We start from the raw sequence: 3,615 nt of genomic DNA on the forward strand, positions 1-3,615 counted from the left end.
AGCTCGTGGCCACGGCTCGCACGGGTCAGGCGCCGTTGTCCTTCGCGCAGCAGCGGTTGTGGCTGCTCGATCAACTCCAGCCGGGAAGCGCCTCCTACAACCTCCCGGCCGCGGTCCGACTCACCGGCACCCTGGATGTCGAAGCACTCCGCCGCACCTTCACGGAGCTGGTGCGTCGTCACGAAGCCCTGCGCACGACGTTCCAGGTCCGGGATGGCCAGCCCATCCAGCACATCGAACCCTCGCGGGAACTGGCGCTGACGTGGGTGCCCATCGAGGCCCAGTCCGACGCCGAGGTCCGCCGCCACATCGACCGGGAGGTCCGCCGTCCCTTCGATCTGAGCCGGGATCCGCTGCTGCGGGTGACGTTGCTGCGGCTGTCGGAGACGGAGCACGTGCTGGTACTGGTCATGCATCACATCGTGTCGGACGGCTGGTCCATGGACGTGCTCGTCCGGGAGGTGTTGGCGCTCTACTCGGCCTTCACGCAGGACCGTCCTTCGCCGTTGCCGGAGCTGCCGGTGCAGTACGCGGACTACGCGGCCTGGCAGCGCGGGTGGCTGCGCGACGACGTGCTGGAAGCACAGCTCGCGTGGTGGCGCGAACAGCTCTCAGGCTCGTCGCAGGCGCTGGAGCTGCCGACGGACCGGCCGCGTCCCGCGGTGCAGACGTTCCGCGGAGACCACCGCTCGGTGGTGTGGTCCCGCGGGCTGGGTGAGCGGCTGAACTCGCTGGCCCGTCAGGAGGGCATGACGCCCTTCATGGTCCTGCTGGCGGCGTGGCAGGTGCTGCTCGCGCGCTACAGCGGGCAGGCGGATATCAGCGTGGGCACGCCCATCGCGGGCCGCAACCGCACGGAGCTGGAGGGTCTCATCGGCTTCTTCGTCAACACGCTGGTGCTCCGGACCCACCTGGAGGACCGCGCGTCCTTCCGGCAGGTGCTGCGCCAGGTGAAGGAGATGACCCTGGGCGCGTACGCGCATCAGGAGGTGCCGTTCGAGAAGCTCGTGGAGGAACTGAAGCCCGAGCGCGACCTGAGCCGCACGCCGCTCTTCCAGGTGATGTTCACCCTGAACAACACCGCCGCGTCCACGCGGGAAGCACCGCCGGCGGAGGGCCTGTCGCTGCGTTCGTTGGAGACGGACGGAGGCACGGCCAAGTTCGACCTGACGCTCTCCATGACCGACGACACGTCGGGCCTGGCCGCGTCGCTCGAGTTCAACACGGACCTCTTCGACGCCACGACCGCCGAGCGGATGCTGAAGCACCTGGGGATGCTGCTGGAGGGGATCGCCAGCGACGCGGACGTGGGCGTCTGGGACGTGCCGCTGCTGGACGCGGCCGAGCGCCAGCAGGTCCTCGTGCAATGGAACGACACCCGGACCCTGTTCCCCGCGAACGGCGCCGTCCACGAGCGCTTCGCGGCCCAGGCCGCGCGGACGCCCGGAGCGCTGGCGGTGGAGTCGGCCACGGGCGTGAAGCTGACGTACGGGGAGCTGGAGACCCAATCGAACCTGCTCGCCCGGCACCTGCGCGCGCTGGGCGTGGGCCCCGAGGTCCGCGTGGGCCTGTGCGTGGAGCGCTCGCCGGGCATGGTGGTGGGAATGCTGGCCGTGCTCAAGGCGGGCGGCGCGTACGTGCCGCTGGACCCGGCCCATCCTCGCGAGCGGCTGGCGTACCTGCTGGAGGACGCCCGGATGCCGGTGGTGCTCACGCAGCGCTCGCTGCGGGACACCCTGCCGGAAGGCGCGGCGACGGTCGTGTGCGTGGATTCGGACTGGGAGCGCCTCGTCACTCCGGAGCCCCTCGCTCCGGTGGCGGGACGGCTCGCCTACGTCATCTACACGTCGGGCTCCACGGGCCGGCCGAAGGGCGTGGAGGTCGAACACGCGAGCCTCGGCAACCTGGTGGACTGGCATCAGCGCGCGTACGCCATGACGGCGGCGGACCGCACGACGCAGCTCGCGGGCCTGGCCTTCGACGCGTCCGTCTGGGAGATCTGGCCGACGCTCACCTCGGGCGCGAGCCTGCACCTGCCTCCGGACGACGTGCGCACGGCGCCCGCCGAGTTGGTGCACTGGCTGACGGAGCGGGGCATCACCATCGCCTTCCTGCCCACGGTGCTCGCGGAAGCGGTCGCCACCCGCGAGTGGCCCGCCACGACGGCGCTCCGCACGCTGCTGACGGGCGGAGACCGGCTGCACCGCGTGGAGGCCGCGCACCTGCCGTTCCAGGTCGTCAACCACTACGGCCCCACGGAGGGCACGGTGGTCTCCACCGCGGCGGTGGTGCGCGCGTCGACACAGGCGCCGCCCATTGGCCAGCCCATCGCCAACATGCGGGCCTACGTGCTGGACGCCCGCCAGAGGCCGGTCCCCGTCGGGGTCGGCGGCGAGCTGTACGTCGCGGGCGCGGGCGTCACGCGCGGCTACCTGCGCCGGCCCGCGTTGACGGCGGAGCGCTTCCTCCCGGATGCCTTCACCACCGAGCCCGGATCCCGCCTGTATCGCACGGGCGATCGGGTGCGCTGGCTGGCCGAAGGCACGCTGGAGTTCCTCGGCCGCGCGGATGATCAGATCAAGCTCCGAGGCTTCCGCATCGAGCCGGGCGAGATTGAACAGGCGCTCGCCCTGCACCCGGCCGTGCGCGAGTGCGTGGTCATGGTCCGCGACGACGCCCCGGGCGGCAGGAGGCTGGTGGCGTACGTCGTGGGTGAGGGCGGAGCCGCGCTGGACACCAGCGCGTTCGCCCCCTTCCTGCGCGAGCACCTGCCGGAATACATGGTGCCGTCGGCGTTCGTGGCGCTGGAATCCCTGCCGCTCAATACGAGCGGCAAGGTGGACCGGCGCGCGCTGCCCGCCCCCGAAGCCGGAGCATCGCGGACGCACCGCTACGTGGCCCCGAGCACCCCGACGGAAGCCCTGCTGGCGGGCCTCTGGGCGCAGGTGCTGGGCGTGCCGCAGGTCGGGACGGAGGACAGCTTCTTCGAGCTGGGAGGCCACTCGCTGCTGGCGACCCAGGCGATGTCGCGCATCCGCTCCGCGTTCGGCGTGGAGCTGCCGCTGCGAGCCCTCTTCGAGTCGCCCACGGTGTCCGGCCTCGCGCGGAAGGTGGACGCGGCGGTGCGCGGAACGCACGACGCTGGCCGCACCGGCATCCCCGCCCTGGCGCCAGTGGCGAGGACCGGCGCGGAGCCGTTGTCCTTCGCGCAGCAGCGCCTGTGGTTCCTGGATCAGCTGCAGCCAGGAAGCACCCAGTACAACCTGCCCGCGGCCATCCGGCTGTCGGGCCGGCTGGACGTGCCGGCCCTGGAGCGCACGTTCGCGGAGCTGGTACGGCGTCACGAAGCCCTGCGGACCACATTCCAGGTCCGCGACGGGCAGCCGTTCCAGGTCATCACGCCTGCCGCGAGAGCGGTGCTGGAGGTGGTGGACCTCGAAGCGCTGCCCCAGGCGGAGCGTGAGGCGGAAGCCCAGCGGCGCGCGCAGCGTGAAACCCAGCGTCCGTTCGACTTGAGCCAGGGCCCACTCTTCCGCGCGAAGCTGCTGCGGCTGACGGACACGGAGCACGTGCTGGTGCTGGTGATGCACCACATCGTGTCGGACGGCTGGTCGA

Annotated in this window: 1 protein-coding gene; it reads left to right on the forward strand. The window is 71.6% G+C overall.

Going from position 1 to position 3,615, the window contains the following annotated elements:
* On the forward strand, window positions 1-3,615 hold a 3,615-nt coding region (locus tag ACLEQD_RS39195), incomplete at both ends, for an amino acid adenylation domain-containing protein (RefSeq protein WP_410391001.1).

It is taken from the genome of Corallococcus sp. 4LFB, from assembly GCF_046520365.1.
In the GTDB taxonomy this organism is placed as follows: Bacteria; Myxococcota; Myxococcia; order Myxococcales; family Myxococcaceae; genus Corallococcus; species Corallococcus caeni.